The following is a 14,772-nucleotide window of genomic DNA, read 5'->3' on the forward strand; positions in this document are numbered from 1 at the left end:
ATGGACTCCTGCAAGCTACGTGCATGGCTCACGAGTGACGCCGCAGGGTTGGCTATTCTAGGTATCTCCATCATCGTGCGCGGTTCCTCATACCTCCCGATGATTGTGGACCAACGCCGCAAGCCAGTGCACTTTTTGGAGTCGCTGGCGGAACCATCTACATGGTCGTGGGTGTGGCTCACCATCGGCCTTTTCTGCCTGGCCGCCATCCCATTGCGGCACGCCCGCCCCCTGGCCGTCGGCCTGGGTATCGGCATTCACTTCATGTGGGCAGTCAGTTTCATCGTCTTCGGTGGTCGTGGGTGGGTCACAGCCATCGGCTACGCCACCATCACCCTCCTCGCCCTCTGGGCATTCGGTAGGGGCCGCGCCCCCGACAAGCTGGAGGTACCCGAAATTAAGGGGGCATTATGACAATCAGCGGTGAGGCCGCCACGCTCATAGGCGTCATAGGTGCCGCCATCCTCACCTACCTCGGGACGAAAGTCACAGCCCAAGCCACCCGCGACGCCAAACGCATCGAGTCGGACAAGCCAGAGTGGAAAGCATTCACCGACTCCATCATGCGACGCATCGACGCGCAGCAGGAAGAGCTCAAGGCCCAATCCGACCAAATCGACGCTCTGCGCGACCGGGTGGAATCCCTACAAGAGATTGTGGAGACCACCCGGCGGAAATACTGGGCCGCCGTCAACGGCCTGCGCCGCATCACCCAAAAACACGATGTGCAGCTAGATGCCGCCCAGCTCCCACCCGATGTGCATGAGGACGTCATCAACGGATAAACCCCACCCCGCCCCGGGTGGGGTCTTTTCGTCGTTTTACAGGGCGTGGGAAGCGGCTACGGCCCAGAAGTCAGCGTCCGGGTCGACGTAGAACTGTGGGTCGGCCTCGGTTCCGCTGGAGATAATCAGCTCGTCGATGATGACGTCCACATCGTGCTGGTCGGCGTACTTGCCAAGTGGGGTGAAACTGGGGTCCAAAATCCCGCAAAACCGTCCCCAAAATCCCGCAAAAATCCCGCAATTCACTCCAGATCCACTGGAATCGCCGGAATTATCGGACGTATTGAAACTCTGTGACCAGCACAAACACCCAACCCACAGGTCACAAAACCGCCGCAATATCATCATCAGCATGATTGTGAGGTCGACCCGTGCGAACTAAGATGTCCGCCCCACCCAAGAAGTACTGGATCACGCTAGTCTGCGTATGGGGCCTAGCTGCGGCTTTGGCCTTTGCTTACCTGGCCTATGGCAACCCGATGGAGTTTGGCACCCGCAAGTTTTGGCTCATCGCCCAGCGCCGCGCCGATGCCCTCATCGCCATGGCGATCGTCGCTGTGTGCCAAGCCATGGCCACGGTGTCTTTTCATACCGTGACGAATAACCGCATCTTGACGCCATCCATCATGGGCTTTGAGTCCCTGTACGTTGCCATCAATACCGCGACCATTTTCTTCCTGGGTGCTAGTGGGCTTAACGATGCCCGCACCGTGCCCACCTTCCTCATGCAAATGGGCGTCATGGTGGGCCTTTCCCTGGTGCTTTATTCGTGGCTGCTGACCAATAGAAAGCAGAATATGCACGCCATGCTGCTAGTCGGCGTGGTCATTGGTGGTGGCCTGGGCTCGCTGTCTACCTTTATGCAGCGCATGCTGACCCCCAGCGAGTTCGACGTGCTGACCGCGCGCCTTTTTGGCTCCGTCAATAACGCCGAGACTGAGTACTATCCCATCGCTATTCCCATCGTGGCCATCGCCACCACGCTGTTGGTGCTCAATGCGCGCAAGCTCAACGTGATTTCCTTGGGTGCCGATGTCAGCACCAACTTGGGCGTGAACCACAAAGCGCATGCAATTTACACGCTGGTGTTGGTCTCGCTATTGATGGCGACGACGACCGCACTGGTAGGGCCCATGACCTTCTTGGGCTTTTTGGTGGCTACGCTGGCCTATCAATTCGCCGATACCTACGACCACCGCTACATCTTTCCGATGGCGGTGGGGTTAGCATTCCTCGTGTTGATTGCGGCGTACTTCCTCATGCAGCACGTATTTTCCGCCCAAGGCGTGGTGTCCATCATCATTGAGCTGGTAGGTGGCTCCGTGTTCCTCTTTGTCATTATGCGAAAGGGCCGACTGTGATCGAATTAAAGAACGTTTCTAAAACCTATTCCGCCGAGACCGCTATTGGTCCACTCAACCTGACCATCCCGCAGGGAGGCATCACCGCGCTGGTGGGGCCGAATGGTGCGGGTAAGTCCACGATGCTCACCATGATCGGGCGCCTGCTCGACATGGATGAAGGCAGCATCGAAATCGCCGGCTATGACATCCAATCCAGCAAGTCCGCCGACTTGGCAAAGATCGTGTCTATCCTGCGGCAGGAAAATCACTTCGTCACGAAACTGACCGTGCGCCAGCTCGTGGGCTTTGGCCGTTTCCCCTATACCAAGGGTCGACTCAATAAACACGATGAAGAGGTCATTTCCAAATACATCCACTTCCTACATTTGGAAGAATTGCAGCACCGCTACCTTGACCAGCTTTCTGGTGGTCAGCGCCAGCGCGCGTACGTAGCAATGGTGCTGTGCCAAGAAACCGATTACGTGTTGTTGGATGAGCCGCTGAATAACTTGGACATCTCGCACTCGGTGGACATGATGCGCCACCTGCGCGAGGCTGCCCAGGAATTGGGGCGCACGGTCATCGTGGTTCTGCATGACATCAACTTTGCCGCGCGCTACGCGGACTATATCTGCGCCTGCAAGGACGGGCAGATCGTCGAATTCGGCCCGGCCGAGGAGATTATGCGCGACGATATCCTGACGCCCATCTTCAATACTCCGGTGCGCGTTATCGATGGGCCCGATGGAAAGATCGCGTGCTATCACTAAAAACCAACGTTAGCCTGCGAGTTTGCGTTGTGTAGTGGGGTGGTATAAATTTTAGCGAGTCGCCGAGAGGTAGCCGGTTGGTTACTTTTGAGTGACTTTTTGTACTGACTTGGTTCGAGGATTTGACTTGGTTCAGGTTGTTGGGTAGGTTAGTACGAGCCGCCGATGAGAGGTTAACGTTTGGTTAATTTTCTTGTGGTGTGTGGATGTTGTTTGAGAACTCAATAGTGTGCCAATGTACTTATTTTTTATTTTTGTGTGCATGGTTGTGTGTTGATTGGTCTGTTGGCCAGCAAGCCTAAAGTTGGTTTGTTGGTTGGTGTGTGCCGGTAAGGTATGTGAAGCATGTACCTTTTTGAATACTGTTTAGTGTTTCGGCTGCATTGATGGATTGGTTGGCATGTGATTGTGTTCAACTTTTTGTCTCCCTTTTTTGTGCCCCGTCGGGTTGGGGAGGCAGTTTATTTTTTCTTGTAGTAATTTTTGGACGCCAGCATGGGCCTGCTTTTGTGGGTGTGTGGTGGTTTGTTCTTTTGGTTAGGTTTGGGCTTTTCACGGCCTATTTCAGGTTATTGTTCTGAAATTTTTCTTTTTGTGGAGAGTTTGATCCTGGCTCAGGACGAACGCTGGCGGCGTGCTTAACACATGCAAGTCGAACGGAAAGGCCCTGCTTGCAGGGTACTCGAGTGGCGAACGGGTGAGTAACACGTGGGTGATCTGCCCTGCACTTCGGGATAAGCTTGGGAAACTGGGTCTAATACCGGATAGGACCGCACTTTAGTGTGTGTGGTGGAAAGTTTTTTCGGTGTAGGATGAGCTCGCGGCCTATCAGCTTGTTGGTGGGGTAATGGCCTACCAAGGCGGCGACGGGTAGCCGGCCTGAGAGGGTGTACGGCCACATTGGGACTGAGATACGGCCCAGACTCCTACGGGAGGCAGCAGTGGGGAATATTGCACAATGGGCGCAAGCCTGATGCAGCGACGCCGCGTGGGGGATGAAGGCCTTCGGGTTGTAAACTCCTTTCGCTAGGGACGAAGCTTTGTGTGACGGTACCTAGATAAGAAGCACCGGCTAACTACGTGCCAGCAGCCGCGGTAATACGTAGGGTGCGAGCGTTGTCCGGAATTACTGGGCGTAAAGGGCTCGTAGGTGGTTTGTCGCGTCGTCTGTGAAATTCTGGGGCTTAACTCCGGGCGTGCAGGCGATACGGGCATAACTTGAGTGCTGTAGGGGTAACTGGAATTCCTGGTGTAGCGGTGAAATGCGCAGATATCAGGAGGAACACCGATGGCGAAGGCAGGTTACTGGGCAGTTACTGACGCTGAGGAGCGAAAGCATGGGTAGCGAACAGGATTAGATACCCTGGTAGTCCATGCCGTAAACGGTGGGCGCTAGGTGTGAGGGTCTTTCTACGACTTTCGTGCCGTAGCTAACGCATTAAGCGCCCCGCCTGGGGAGTACGGCCGCAAGGCTAAAACTCAAAGGAATTGACGGGGGCCCGCACAAGCGGCGGAGCATGTGGATTAATTCGATGCAACGCGAAGAACCTTACCTGGGCTTGACATACATCAGATCGCTGCAGAGATGTAGTTTCCCTTTGTGGTTGGTGTACAGGTGGTGCATGGTTGTCGTCAGCTCGTGTCGTGAGATGTTGGGTTAAGTCCCGCAACGAGCGCAACCCTTGTCTTATGTTGCCAGCATTTGGTTGGGGACTCATGAGAGACTGCCGGGGTTAACTCGGAGGAAGGTGGGGATGACGTCAAATCATCATGCCCCTTATGTCCAGGGCTTCACACATGCTACAATGGTCGGTACAATGCGCTGCGACACTGTGAGGTGGAGCGAATCGCTGAAAGCCGGTCTTAGTTCGGATTGGGGTCTGCAACTCGACCCCATGAAGTCGGAGTCGCTAGTAATCGCAGATCAGCAATGCTGCGGTGAATACGTTCCCGGGCCTTGTACACACCGCCCGTCACGTCATGAAAGTTGGTAACACCCGAAGCCGGTGGCCTAAACGTGTTAGGGAGCCGTCGAAGGTGGGATCGGCGATTGGGACGAAGTCGTAACAAGGTACCCGTACCGGAAGGTGCGGGTGGATCACCTCCTTTCTAAGGAGCTTTTTATTGGGCTGCAGTTGCAGCCAATGGCCCACTGTTTGTGGGTTGCCTACACAGTTTGTGTGGGTTGGTGGTTGAGTAGGCGAGTGTTCTGCTGCCACCGATTGTTTGGAAATTCCGGGTAGGAGACACACCTTAATCGACAGTATCAAGTGTTTGAATGGTGCTTTGTGGCATGCGTAAAAGTGTCCATGCATACAAAATATAATGTTGTGGATAAGTTGTTGGTGCATTGTTGGGTGTCTGGGGCATTATCCCCTTAGTGTGTGCCTGACTGGTTGATGGATGCCATCTGTTGTGGTGGTGTGTGTTGCTGGTTTGGGGTGTTGTGTGAGAACTGTATAGTGGACGCGAGCATCTGCATGATGCCATCGGCTGTTTGTGGTTGGTGGTGTTTTGTGTGTGTGATGTGATTTTTCTTTTTTGTTTATTTTGTCAAGTTCACTTGTTGCTACCGCATGTGGCTGCATGGCTTTTTGTTGGTTGTGTGGTTTGTGTGTGGTGGTTGGTGTGTTCGTTATTGAGGGCGCATGGTGGATGCCTTGGCATGCTGAGCCGATGAAGGACGTGTAAGGCTGCGTTAAGCCTCGGGGAGTTGTCAATAAAGCGTTGATCCGAGGATGTCCGAATGGGGAAACCTGGCCCTGGTTATGTGGGGTTACCCTTCAGTGAATTCATAGCTGTTGTGGGGGTTACGCGGGGAAGTGAAACATCTCAGTACCCGTAGGAGGAGAAAATAATAATGATTCTGCTAGTAGTGGCGAACGAACGTGGATGAGGCTAAACCGTGTGCATGTGATACCTGGTAGGGGTTGTGTGTGCGGTGTTGTGGGGCCTAGCTTTGTGTCATCTACCAGTGGCACGCCCTTTTTCGCATTGTTGTTAGGTGAAGTGGTTTGGAATGATCTACCGGAGTAGGTGAGAGTCCTGTAGCTGAAGATGATGATGTGGGGGTTGTTGGGTTCCCGAGTAGCAACGGGCTCGTGGAATCTGTTGTGAATCTGCCGGGACCACCCGGTAAGCCTAAATACTCAGTGTGACCGATAGTGGATAGTACCGTGAGGGAATGGTGAAAAGTACCCCGGGAGGGGAGTGAAATAGTTCCTGAAACCATGTGCTTACAATCCGTCAGAGCACCTTGTGTGTGTGATGGCGTGCCTTTTGAAGAATGAGCCTGCGAGTCAGCGGCATGTCGCGAGGTTAACCCGTGTGGGGTAGTCGTAGGGAAACCGAATCCTAATGGGGTGGTTAGTGGCATGTCCTGGACCCGAAGCGGGGTGATCTACCCATGGCCAGTGTGAAGCAGCTGTAAGAGGTTGTGGAGGCGCGAACCCACGTAGGTTGAAAACTGCGGGGATGAGCTGTGGGTAGGGGTGAAAGGCCAATCAAACTCCGTGATAGCTGGTTCTCCCCGAAATGCATTTAGGTGCAGCGTCGTATTAGCTTGGTGGAGGTAGAGCGACTGGTTGGTTGAGCGGGACTACAATCTTAGCAATGTCAGCCAAACTCCGAATGCCATCAATTGTGTTGTGCGGCAGTGAGACTGTGGGGGATAAGCTTCATAGTCGAGAGGGAAACAGCCCAGAGCGCCGGTTAAGGCCCCTAAGGGTGTACTAAGTGGAAAAGGATGTGGGATCGCGAAGACAGCCAGGAGGTTGGCTTAGAAGCAGCCATCCTTGAAAGAGTGCGTAATAGCTCACTGGTCGAGTGGTTCTGCGCCGACAATGTAGTGGGGCTCAAGTACACCGCCGAAGCCGCGGCAAGCAACAGTTTTTGTTGTTTGGGTAGGGGAGCGTCGTGCATGGGTGGAAGCGTTACCGTGAGGAGGCGTGGACTGTGTGCGAGTGAGAATGCAGGCATGAGTAACGAATTGTAAGGTGAGAATCCTTACCGCCGGATGACTAAGGGTTCCTGGGTCAAGTTCGTCTTCCCAGGGTGAGTCGGGACCTAAGGCGAGGCCGACAGGCGTAGTCGATGGATAACCAGTTGATATTCTGGTACCCGTACATGTGCGCCCATGATGAAGCACTGATACTAACCACTGCGGATACGCTACCTAGCATTCTTTGAGTGTTGGTGGTGTTGATGTCGTGGGGCCTGATGTGTGGTTCAAGTGATGGGGTGACGCAGTGAGGTAGCCGCGCCACTTAGTGGATTGGTGGTGTAAGCGTGTAGGCCGTGTGGTAGGTAAATCCGCCGCACATGTGGTTGAGGCGTGATGCGTAGACCCTAAAGGGGTTGATGGTGGTGATCCTGTACTGTCGAGAAAAGCCTCTAGCGAGTGTGTGTATGGCCCGTACCCTAAACCGACACAGGTGGTCAGGTTGAAGATACTAAGGCGTTCGGGTGAACTGTGGTTAAGGAATTCGGCAAAATGCCCCCGTAACTTCGGGAGAAGGGGGGCCCTGTGACGTGAAGGCACTAGCTGCTGGAGTGTTGTGGGGTCGCAGAGAATAGAGGGAAGCGACTGTTTATCAAAAACACAGGTCCATGCGAAGACGTTAAGTTGATGTATATGGACTGACGCCTGCCCGGTGCTGGAAGGTTAAGAGGACCGGTTAGTAACCTTTGTGGTTGCGAAGCTGAGAATTTAAGCCCCAGTAAACGGCGGTGGTAACTATAACCATCCTAAGGTAGCGAAATTCCTTGTCGGGTAAGTTCCGACCTGCACGAATGGCGTAACGACTTCTCTGCTGTCTCGACCACAGGCCCGGTGAAATTGCATTACGAGTAAAGATGCTCGTTACGCGCGGCAGGACGAAAAGACCCCGGGACCTTCACTATAGCTTGGTATTGGTGTTTGGTTCGGTTTGTGTAGGATAGGTGGGAGACTGTGAAATCATCACGCTAGTGGTGGTGGAGTCGTTGTTGAAATACCACTCTGATCGGATTGAGCATCTAACCTTGGCCCATGATCTGGGTTGGGGACAGTGCCTGGTGGGTAGTTTAACTGGGGCGGTTGCCTCCCAAAATGTAACGGAGGCGCCCAAAGGTTCCCTCAGCCTGGTTGGCAATCAGGTGGTGAGTGTAAGTGCACAAGGGAGCTTGACTGTGAGACAGACATGTCGAGCAGGGACGAAAGTCGGGACTAGTGATCCGGCACCTACTTGTGGATGTGGTGTCGCTCAACGGATAAAAGGTACCCCGGGGATAACAGGCTGATCTTCCCCAAGAGTCCATATCGACGGGATGGTTTGGCACCTCGATGTCGGCTCGTCGCATCCTGGGGCTGGAGTAGGTCCCAAGGGTTGGGCTGTTCGCCCATTAAAGCGGCACGCGAGCTGGGTTCAGAACGTCGTGAGACAGTTCGGTCTCTATCCGCCGCGCGCGTTGAAACTTGAAGAAGGCTGTCCCTAGTACGAGAGGACCGGGACGGACGTACCTCTAGTGTGCCAGTTATCCCGCCAGGGGTATCGCTGGTTGGCTACGTACGGAAGGGATAACCGCTGAAAGCATCTAAGCGGGAAGCCTGTTTTAAGATGAGGTTTCTTTTGAGGTCCCCTAAAGACTATGGGGTAGATAGGCCAGACTTGGAAGCACTGTAAGGTGTGAAGGCTACTGGTACTAATTGACCAAAACAAACACACCACAACAACCCAAACAATGTTTGGATATGTTGGGTGGACTTGTGAAGCGAGTAAACAAATAAATGAACACATTATTGTGTGTCGCGTCCACTATGCAGTATCTGACACAACACCACACGCAGTGGTGGGTAGTGTTCTTTTAGGTTTGTCGGTGGTTTATAGCTACAGGGAAACGCCCGGTCCCATTCCGAACCCGGAAGCTAAGCCTGTACGCGCTGATGGTACTGCAACCGGGAGGTTGTGGGAGAGTAAGTCACCGCCGACACCAAACAACAAACAACAAAATAGTGTTTATTTCGAGAGGAGCAAGGTTACCAATTTACTGGTGGCCTTGCTCCTCTTCTGTGTGATCCCAGAATTTTCTATACTGGATTTCATGAGAACTCATGCACAGGCGGTAACCGGGCTTGTCCGGTCTAATGATCCCGATCTGTACAAAGGTGCTCGGAGCGTGTACTACAGCGACCGCATATTGGAAGCTGCTGAGTTTTTAGAACAGGCAGTAGAGGATCCTGCACAACTTTCTGGCATCGTGCCGCCGAGTCCATCCGATATCGTGCTTGTTGCTCTAGATGCAGTAGAAGAGGTCCTCAAGACTATCCCTAGGGTCAATGATTATGCCCATGCTGTAAGGGATGCCGGCGAAGTCTTGGCGCGGGTAGTTCCCTCCGCGGCGCAGCGAGCTAGTTATTCCGGTAGCGCTTTGGCTGACTGGTGCATACGAATGAACGAGATTCTTTCGGTAGAAGAAATTGACCTTGACCCAGTCTATTTGGCACCTGCTCTCGGGGAAGAGGGCGTGGCCCGCATCCGCTCGTGGTATGCGGCGGAACAGGGCGGTGGCTACGTGGGGCGTCGGCTAGCGGTGCTTGAAGGCACTGCTGAAGCCGTTCTTCGAACCCATGGTTTGCAGGGAAGTGCGGCTACGCGCTATACGGAGATCATTGCCGGTCTTTGTGACATCCGCCGCTATGATCTTGCCTTTGATTGGTCCGAGAAGGCGGTTAACGAGTGCGCCGTGGAGGAAACCCGAAATATAGCCTCGGGTTGGGCTGTGCTTGCCAGGGAGTATTTTCCCGAACATTCGGAACGCGTTGCCCGGACAGTATTCGATACGTACCCGGAGCTGTCGTCCGCTCAGCAACTCTATGCAGTTGCCGCCGACAAGGTGGAAGCTGCGGCGCATATACAACGCTTGTTGGGGAATAAGTCATGGGATTTGGCCATGTTCCAGCACTTGTGCCTTGAAGACCCTGAACTTGCCTGGAGCACCGTCGTTAAGGCGGGAATGGAAGAGTCGATGGCGCACCGATTTCTTGATGACCTCCCGGCGCAGGTTCTTCCTTTTGTTCGCGACGATGTTGCAACTTACCTAGATTCGACGAGGGTCGGCCGCGACATGGGCATCGATCTATTACAAACCATGAGAGAAAAGTCGGCGGAACTGGGAGCGCCCTGGGATACGGATTTCAACACGCTCTTGACAGATCTACGGTGCCGCTACGCAGAGCGGTATGTCATCTTAAGGCGACTCGACGAGGTTTCCCTTATTTCTTGATTCGGCTACCGCTAAAACGCCCAGGCAGTTCCTATTGGCGTGCATGAAGTCAACGGCACCAGGTGGGGGACTGCAAGGCGCGGACAATGCTCACGGGGTGTACAAATCCGTTAACTTGTTGTAAGCGTGTTTACATGAGCGAGTCAGTGATCAGTTTTCGCGTTGACGCGAAGCAAAAGGAGCACTTAGATGCGCTTGCTTCGCGAACTGGACGGACAGGGGCCTTCTATCTTCGCAAGGCCCTAGATTCCTACCTAGATGAACTTGAGTATGTGTATGCGCTTGAAGCCGAGGCCGAAGCAGCACGACGCGGAGAATTGGACACAATCTCGCTGCAGGACTTAGCGGACGAGTGTGGATTGGTCGATTGAGATCACCCCGCGTGCGGCGAAGTCGTTCCTGTAGGTCGGACCAAACGGGAGTCAGCTCCGACTGATTTAAACGATGTTGGTCTTCCGCCTTGCTAACGCGCTTCGCGGTATCAAGAACGGCCTTCCGTAGGGGACTCCAACTACGAGGTGATCACGTTGCCCATCACGCTTGGCTTATTCGACTAGAGTTATTGAAAGCTATTTTCGACACTCTCGTAGATTAAACATTCTAAATAGGGCTATCTAAGCTGATTGCTATCAATGTTTTAGTATTTGACGTGATTTGCATGTATTTACTTGACGTCCAGATGTAAATCTGTATACTTATATCTACACACACCACATCCGCTCACAATGAAAATTGTGATGGTGTGGTTTTCATTTTTATGGGGGTAAAATAGTGAAAAAATACAACAAGCCCCATTTAACCTTCGAACAACAACTAGCACTCCTAGAGGATCGAAAGCTTGTTATCGAAGATCCAGCTAATGCTATCCGCGCCTTAGGAAAAATTGGATATTACCGTCTTTCGGCTTATTGGTATCCTTTCAGGAAGAATAAACCAAAATATCTACGTACAACTAAATTCAATTACCGGTACGATGAATTCGAGCCGAATCATTCTTTTGAACAGGCACTCGCTCTTTATGATTTTGATAGCCGTTTACGACTTTTGCTCCTTGAAGCATTAGGTCAAATCGAAATCCAATTGCGGACTAAGATCGCCTATTTTGCAGGCGAAATAGACGGGTTTATTCACTTACGCCGTTCACTTCTGGATAAAAAGGAGTGTGAGCGCGTTCCTCGTCGAAGTAAGCAAGATTCTTACAGCTATTGGCAAGAGAATTATAAGAAACAGCTAAAACGGGCTCGCAGTGAGGATTTTATCCGTCATCATATGGAGCGCTATGGGGAAGAACTTCCGATTTGGGTAGCGACGGAGATCCTAGATTTTGGTAGCGTGTCTAAGTTATTCGAATTCCTGCCAAAAAATGTAAAGAATAGTATTGCTCCCGCATTCGGGACGCTTCAAGGCAATGTGTTAGCTAGTTGGATAAGAAATTTTAACTACACCAGAAATATCGCAGCCCATCACTCTCGGTTATGGAATCGCCTCATCGTAACGAGAATTCAGGCACCAAATCGAAGCGTAGTGGATCCGGAAATCTTCCATCTTGCGGATTCTAGAGACCCTATTGCGTTTAAAAAGATATATCCAACACTCGCTTTAATTGCTTATACGCTTTCCTATCTTGAGCCCCGGGGGAATTGGCGCAATCGACTAGTCATGCTGCTGGAGCGCTTTCCCAAAATTGATGGGCTTAGCTTGCAAACTATGGGGTTCCCCGACAACTGGGAAAAACTCGGCCTTTGGCGTACAGGCTTGGCATTAGTGAATGGGGCTGCAGTTCCTCCATGGTCAGAGTAAGCTTTTCTACTGCAATATCGCTCTATATAGGAACGGCTTGAGGTAACTCTGCTTCTTGCCCGCGTGATTCCTACGGTGGCTGAAAGATCGTCATTACACAGGATGGCCCATAAGAGTTAGAGCATTTCATGGATTAGCAATTCAGTGAATTTTAGCCAGCACCACCACAACTGACGCGGGCTTGTTTTAGGGACCGGTAAGGCGGTACCAGGTACCGGGGTGGCGGTAGCCGCCCGGTAGCCGGTTTTACCCCCGCTTATCGTTTGGACCGTTGACGTTGCTTGAGCTGTTTGCTAAGTGTTCCCCTTTCTTCTTGGAAGTCGTCACGGGTGCGCATGTCTTCACCGATGAGGGTGAGTTTGCTGCCGTTGTTTGCAAGTCGGGATAGGACAGCGTCGGCGATCGCGTTTTCACTAAAGACGCTGTACCAGTATTCCGGCTCGTGCTGGCTGACGATGACGGTTGAGGAATGCTCCCGCTTGACCAGGAGGTTGAATACCTGGGCTAAGGCGAAGGCAGATACGTCCGTGGCCAGGAAGTCGTCGATGACCAACACAGCCGGCTTTGTCAGTTCCTCAAGGAGGGCTTTGCGCTCATAGGCAGCGTCGGCTGTGGCGTCGAACTCGTCGGCTAAGTCGGCGAGTCTAAAGTAGCGTGCGGTTAGTTTATGCCGGCACGCAGCCACGGCTAGGCCTTGGGCGAGGAAGCTTTTGCCGGTGCCGGTAGCTCCCACGATGGTTAGATCTCTGCCGTAGGTAATCCAGTCGCAGGTAGCTAACCGCTCAATACGGTCTGGAGTGATCCCTCGGTTGCTGTGTGCTTCAAAGCGTTCCAAAGCCGCAAGCGCGTTGGGTAGCTTGGCGGCTTTGACGAGTTTTTCGATTACTTTCGAATCACGTGCAGCTACCTGAGCATCGAGAGCTTCTTTGATCTTGTCTTCAAAGGAGTCCAAGTCACGACTGGGATCGTTGACGATCTCCTGCAGCGTCGTGGCAAACACACGCATCCCGCGAAGAGAACCGAGCAGTTCGAAGTCTTCATCGGTAAGAGCCATGGCTATACCTTCCATTCTTTATCAGTGAAGGCAAACGCCCCGGCCCCGCGTACATGCGACACAGAGTCCGGCGTGTCCGCCGTGGGCTGTTGGCGGTGCGCACGCGTAGTGTCGATGGCCGTCGACAGTGGTACATCGGTGGGCAAATACGCCTGTGCTGCGGCCTGTTTTAGATCCTTGAGCTCTTGGGCTACTTTGTTGACGCTGGGGACTGCTTTGCGCGATAACAGCTGACCACAGGCTTGTTCGAGTTCGATTCGGGAGTAATCCTTCGATAGGTTCAGTACGCCCAGAACGCTAGAATATGCTTGGGCTTCGACTTTACGAGCGTTAAACATCTGGCCGATGAGCTGTGCTGTCGCGGTCCCAATACTTTTCGCCCAGTCTTCCAAGCGTTGCCGGTTCCACTGGGTGTTTAAGTCCTTATGGTTGTCGGGGACATGCTCATCCAAGGTGGAGTAGCCATAATTAGCAGGGGCAATACGATGTGAAGCAACAATCTCACCGTCGTAGAAGACATCCAGATAGTCATCAAAAAGTTGCACGTCGACGAACTTGCCCGCTAGCTTCCACGGCACTGAATACCAGTGATTGGCGATCCGGATGTGGTAGTTCATTGCGACCTTGGACTTCTTCCACCGCGACCACGACCACCGCCGGTCGGGCAATGGGCGCAGCAGCTGTTGCTCATGGTCTTCAAACAACTGGCGACGAGAGATATCCTGCCCGCGGAAGGGACGGCGATCGTTGATGAAATCGCTTTGGTCCTCGAGGGCCTTATTGAGCATGTCGAAACTGTAGAACTCCTGGTCGTCGAGGTATTCCACGCACCATTGCTGGGCAATATCCACGGCCTTTTCAACATTCGCCTTATACCGCGGCCGGTAGCCTTTCGCCGCAGTAATACCTATCTGATAGAAATCGGCAAATGTAGAATACTCCGCAACCGGGATACGCCCCCGCAGCCCACAGGAAATCTGTTGCGTGGCTGTGAGCGCGTTATCCGGGATCAACCGCAGCGGACAACCACCGAAATACTCCAAAGCCGCACGGTGGGCTAAAAGCCACGACCGCATTTTTTGATCCGGCCACGCCGATACATGCATCATCCCTGAGTGCGGCAATGAAGCTACAAACAAGTGCGCGGTAACCCGCTGGCCTGAGACAGGATCCACAACGACCATTCCATCGCCCGACCAGTCCACCATGAGCTCGTCACCGGGATCGTGATTCAGTGGCGCTGACAGCTGATGAACATCGACATAATGCTCAAACAGCGAACAGTACTGTCGATACGAATAATGACGCTGACCAGTACCAACAGGGAACTCCAGGTACTTGGCGTGCGCGACTTTCAACGTCACGCGCTTGCCAGAGACCATCCGCTCAGCAACCTTTTTGAAATCCGGTGCGAGGAACTCCGCATCGTTGCGACGCCGGTTATCCGGAAATAGCTCCTCTAACTGGGCATTCGACAATCCAGCAATCCCACGAGCATCGAGTCGATGGTCCCTTACAACGCGACTGGCCTTATCAATCGTCGACTTCGAGACCCCTAAATCGGCTCGAATCTGGTTCCAGGAACGATTCCCGGCAACCAAGACAAACATGATGGCACGGTAATCCGTCACCACCATCACTCCTTCCACGTGAACGCGACCCACGCGTACACACTGCGTGGGCCATCCACTAAAGAGTGCCTAAAAACTACCCCCGGTACCCGATATCCGCACCGGTCGGTACTCGATACCGCCCTA

General features: G+C 53.1%; 9 protein-coding genes and 3 rRNA genes. 9 read left to right on the forward strand and 3 right to left on the reverse strand.

Going from position 1 to position 14,772, the window contains the following annotated elements; genetic code table 11:
- Nucleotides 1-414, forward strand: coding sequence for a hypothetical protein (locus ACLI1Q_RS03900; RefSeq protein WP_302522081.1), 414 nt, complete (start codon nt 1-3; stop codon nt 412-414).
- Nucleotides 411-785, forward strand: coding sequence for a hypothetical protein (locus ACLI1Q_RS03905; RefSeq protein WP_349883542.1), 375 nt, complete (start codon nt 411-413; stop codon nt 783-785). Before ACLI1Q_RS03900 ends, ACLI1Q_RS03905 begins: the two co-directional genes overlap by 4 nt.
- A 36-nt stretch (nt 786-821) precedes the next feature.
- On the opposite strand, the gene ACLI1Q_RS03910 is transcribed toward ACLI1Q_RS03905, so the two are convergent.
- Entirely contained in the window at nt 822-983 is a 162-nt protein-coding gene (locus ACLI1Q_RS03910) for a hypothetical protein (RefSeq protein ID WP_349883543.1), read from the reverse strand.
- Between the two features lie 185 nt (nt 984-1,168).
- On the opposite strand from ACLI1Q_RS03910, the gene ACLI1Q_RS03915 reads away from it, so the two are divergent.
- The 7 genes from ACLI1Q_RS03915 to ACLI1Q_RS03945 all read left to right on the forward strand — a co-directional run bounded on the left by ACLI1Q_RS03915 (nt 1,169) and on the right by ACLI1Q_RS03945 (nt 11,961).
- Nucleotides 1,169-2,146 (forward strand): iron chelate uptake ABC transporter family permease subunit, encoded by a 978-nt coding sequence (locus tag ACLI1Q_RS03915; protein WP_239270097.1) that lies wholly within the window; start codon nt 1,169-1,171, stop codon nt 2,144-2,146.
- Nucleotides 2,143-2,898: an ABC transporter ATP-binding protein gene (locus ACLI1Q_RS03920; RefSeq protein ID WP_023025818.1), complete on the forward strand. Its 756-nt coding sequence runs from the start codon at nt 2,143-2,145 to the stop codon at nt 2,896-2,898. Before ACLI1Q_RS03915 ends, ACLI1Q_RS03920 begins: the two co-directional genes overlap by 4 nt.
- A gap of 591 nt (nt 2,899-3,489) precedes the next feature.
- Nucleotides 3,490-5,007 (forward strand): 16S ribosomal RNA (locus ACLI1Q_RS03925).
- A 519-nt stretch (nt 5,008-5,526) separates the two neighbouring features.
- Nucleotides 5,527-8,603 (forward strand): 23S ribosomal RNA (locus ACLI1Q_RS03930).
- A gap of 147 nt (nt 8,604-8,750) precedes the next feature.
- Nucleotides 8,751-8,868: ribosomal RNA gene (rrf, locus tag ACLI1Q_RS03935) — 5S ribosomal RNA — on the forward strand.
- Together the 16S, 23S and 5S rRNA genes form the textbook arrangement of a ribosomal RNA operon.
- Before the next feature lie 111 nt (nt 8,869-8,979).
- Nucleotides 8,980-10,161, forward strand: coding sequence for a hypothetical protein (locus ACLI1Q_RS03940; protein ID WP_411697096.1), 1,182 nt, complete (start codon nt 8,980-8,982; stop codon nt 10,159-10,161).
- Nucleotides 10,162-10,932: 771 nt separating this feature from the next.
- Nucleotides 10,933-11,961, forward strand: coding sequence for an Abi family protein (locus tag ACLI1Q_RS03945; protein WP_284849798.1), 1,029 nt, complete (start codon nt 10,933-10,935; stop codon nt 11,959-11,961).
- A gap of 256 nt (nt 11,962-12,217) precedes the next feature.
- On the opposite strand, the gene ACLI1Q_RS03950 is transcribed toward ACLI1Q_RS03945, so the two are convergent.
- The gene (locus tag ACLI1Q_RS03950; RefSeq protein ID WP_349837246.1) at nt 12,218-13,015 is read right to left on the reverse strand and encodes an ATP-binding protein; all 798 of its coding nucleotides are present in this window, start codon (nt 13,013-13,015) and stop codon (nt 12,218-12,220) included.
- Nucleotides 13,016-13,017: 2 nt separating this feature from the next.
- Nucleotides 13,018-14,652, reverse strand: a complete 1,635-nt coding sequence (istA, locus tag ACLI1Q_RS03955; protein ID WP_411696935.1) for an IS21 family transposase — start codon at nt 14,650-14,652, stop codon at nt 13,018-13,020.
- Between the last annotated feature and the right edge of the window lie 120 nt (nt 14,653-14,772).

Origin of the sequence: Corynebacterium limaceinasi (genome assembly GCF_046717465.1) — a bacterium.
Lineage (GTDB): Bacteria > Actinomycetota > Actinomycetes > Mycobacteriales > Mycobacteriaceae > Corynebacterium.

What these genes read in the sequence shown, in the direction of transcription:
- ACLI1Q_RS03940 (WP_411697096.1), top strand. Translation starts at nt 8,980, where the DNA reads ATGAGAACTCATGCACAGGCGGTAACCGGGCTTGTCCGGTCTAATGAT.
- ACLI1Q_RS03905 (WP_349883542.1), top strand. Translation starts at nt 411, where the DNA reads ATGACAATCAGCGGTGAGGCCGCCACGCTCATAGGCGTCATAGGTGCC.
- ACLI1Q_RS03950 (WP_349837246.1), bottom strand. Translation starts at nt 13,015, where the DNA reads ATGGCTCTTACCGATGAAGACTTCGAACTGCTCGGTTCTCTTCGCGGG.
- ACLI1Q_RS03900 (WP_302522081.1), top strand. Translation starts at nt 1, where the DNA reads ATGGACTCCTGCAAGCTACGTGCATGGCTCACGAGTGACGCCGCAGGG.
- istA (WP_411696935.1), bottom strand. Translation starts at nt 14,652, where the DNA reads ATGGTGGTGACGGATTACCGTGCCATCATGTTTGTCTTGGTTGCCGGG.
- ACLI1Q_RS03915 (WP_239270097.1), top strand. Translation starts at nt 1,169, where the DNA reads ATGTCCGCCCCACCCAAGAAGTACTGGATCACGCTAGTCTGCGTATGG.